Genomic DNA, 2,311 nt, shown 5'->3' with positions numbered 1-2,311 from the left:
CGACCGTCAATGATCATTTACAGTTTCAATTGAAACTGCGGATCCCAGCCACGGCGGATCGCAGTTTCAATTGAAACTGCGGGTCACCACCAGCGGGAGAGGAGCTCGGCGACGCCGTCCTCGGAGTTGCTGGTGGTGACCTCGTCGGCTGCGGCCAGGGCTGCCGGGTGGGCGTTGCGCATGGCCACGCCGTGGCCCGCCCAGGTCAGCATCGGGACGTCGTTGGGCATGTCGCCGAAGGCGATCACGTCGGCCTGGTCGACGCCGAGGTCGGCGGCCACCGCGGCCAGCCCGGTCGCCTTGTCCACCCCGGCCGCGGACAGTTCGATCAGCCCCGCCGACGTCGAGTAGGTCAGCTGCAGCTGGGAGCCGATCACCGCACCGGCCGTCTCGGCCATCTCCGCGCTCGTCATGTGCTCGTGCAGCACCAGCAGCTTGACCGCGGGCTTGCCGGTCAGCTCGTCGGTCCCGGCGACGCGGATGTCCGAATTCGGCCACACCCGGCGGAAGTCGACCTCGGCGAGGAACTGCTCGTGCGGCCGGTCGTGCGCGCCGTCGGTCGTCCGCTCCACCGCGAACGCGCAGCCCGGCAGCTCGTGGCGCAGCTCGCGCACCACGTCGTGCAGCTCCAGGGACTCGATCACGTGGCTCTGCAGGACCTTGTCGGCAGCGGCGTCGTAGAGCACCGCGCCGTTCGCGCACACCGTCACCCCGGCCACCCCGAGGGCTTCCACGACCATCGGCACCCAGCGCGGCGGACGACCCGTGACCAGCACGAACGGGGTTCCGGCGTCGACCACCCGCTGCACCGTTCGCGCGGTTCGCCCGCTCACCCGCTCCATCGGGTCGAGCAGGGTTCCGTCCACGTCGGTCGCCACCAGGCCGGGTTTGCGCACCCCGCCATCCTGCCTGGTGCGGCTCGCCGGACCCGAACGAGCACCTGCGAACGCGACCCGCGCCACCCACATCACCTGATCGGGTCGATACCGGTGGTGGTCGACCAGTACGGTCGACATGTGCGAGTTGGGATCGTGATTCTGCCGGAGCACCGCTGGTGGGCCGCCGAGCCGATGTGGCGGATGGCCGAGGAGTACGGGTTCGCCCACGCCTGGACCTACGACCACCTGGGGTGGCGCTCCCTTGTGGACAAGTCGTGGTTCGACGCGGTGCCGACCTTGACCGCGGCCGCGATGGCCACCTCGACCATCCGGTTGGGCACGATGGTGGCCTCGCCGAACTTCCGCCACCCGGTGCACTTCGCGCGGGAGCTCACCGCGCTCGACGACATCTCCGACGGCCGGATCACGCTCGGCATCGGCGCCGGCGGCCCCGGCTTCGACACCCAGGTGCTGGGGCAGCCGGAGCTGACTCCGGGGCAGCGCGTCGACCGGTTCGGCGAGTTCCTGGAGCTGCTGGACCAGATCCTCACCCACGACTCCACCGACTACTCCGGCACCTACTACTCCGCGGTGCAGGCCCGCAGGCACCCCGGCTGCGTGCAGCTGCCCCGGCTGCCGTTCGTGGTCGCCGCCAACGGCCCCCGCGCGATGAAGCTGGCCGCCCGGTACGGCAAGGGCTGGGTGACCACGGGCCGCGAGGCGGAGGACCAGGAGGCGTGGTGGCGCTCGGTCGCCGAGCTCTCGCTGCGGTTCGCCGAGGCGCTGGCCGAGCAGGGCCGCGATCCGGCCAGGGTGGAGCGGTACCTGCAGGTCGACGCGGCGCCGGTGTTCTCGATGTCCAGTGTGGAGCACTTCCGGGACGTGGTCGGGCGCGCCGCCGAGCTCGGCTTCACCGACGTGATCACGCACTGGCCGCGCGCCGACAGCCCCTACGAGGGCAAGGAGTCAACTGTCGAGGAGATCGCTTCAGAAGTTCTCCCGGACATTTAGCAACCCCGGCCCGGGCGGTACATCTCCCCGGGCATGGAACAGGCATTACTCGGTCGTCCACGTCGTCTGGTGGAAGACCCCAACGACCCCTTGGAACACCGGCTGCCGCTCGCCGAGAACGTCACGGTCAAGTCCCTCTACATGCTCTGCCCCGGTGGGGCCGGTGGCGTCGAGGAGCGGACCTGCACCGGGGACGAGATGGTGTCCGGGCTGACCCACGGTGAGATCCCGGCGGACAAGATCCAGGTCAACGCCGACGACGAGATCGAGCTGATCCAGGAGCGCTGGCAGCCCTGATCACACCTCCCCGCGGGGCGACGCGAGCAGCGTCGCCCCCCCCGCCAGGTACACGGCGGGCGTTGCGCCCAACGCCGAGATCCGGTGCGGGCCGCGGGGGCGGGATCTGTAGCGGTGCCCGGCCC

General features: G+C 70.4%; 3 protein-coding genes. 2 read left to right on the top strand and 1 reads right to left on the bottom strand.

The window, feature by feature from the left end; translation table 11 throughout:
• Nucleotides 1-83 precede the first annotated feature (83 nt).
• Entirely contained in the window at nt 84-896 is an 813-nt protein-coding gene (locus ABTZ89_RS38055) for an HAD family hydrolase (RefSeq protein ID WP_351054190.1), read from the bottom strand.
• 120 nt (nt 897-1,016) lie between these two features.
• Here ABTZ89_RS38055 and ABTZ89_RS38050 point away from each other — a divergent pair, with 120 nt between their 5' ends.
• Both ABTZ89_RS38050 and ABTZ89_RS38045 read left to right on the top strand, forming a co-directional pair.
• Nucleotides 1,017-1,889, top strand: coding sequence for an LLM class flavin-dependent oxidoreductase (locus ABTZ89_RS38050; protein WP_351054187.1), 873 nt, complete (start codon nt 1,017-1,019; stop codon nt 1,887-1,889).
• Between the two features lie 33 nt (nt 1,890-1,922).
• Nucleotides 1,923-2,186 carry a hypothetical protein gene (locus ABTZ89_RS38045; RefSeq protein WP_351054184.1) on the top strand — a complete coding sequence of 88 codons (264 nt, stop codon included), beginning with the start codon at nt 1,923-1,925 and terminating at the stop codon, nt 2,184-2,186.
• Nucleotides 2,187-2,311: the final 125 nt, after the last annotated feature.

Source organism: Saccharopolyspora sp. NPDC002686 (genome assembly GCF_040295745.1).
In the GTDB taxonomy this organism is placed as follows: Bacteria; Actinomycetota; Actinomycetes; order Mycobacteriales; family Pseudonocardiaceae; genus Saccharopolyspora; species Saccharopolyspora oryzae.
The sequence above is the reverse complement of the archived record's forward strand: the minus strand, read 5'-3'. Positions and strand labels throughout refer to the sequence as shown.

Coding starts and splice junctions, on each gene's coding strand:
- ABTZ89_RS38045 (WP_351054184.1), top strand. CDS start 1,923: ATGGAACAGGCATTACTCGGTCGTCCACGTCGTCTGGTGGAAGACCCC.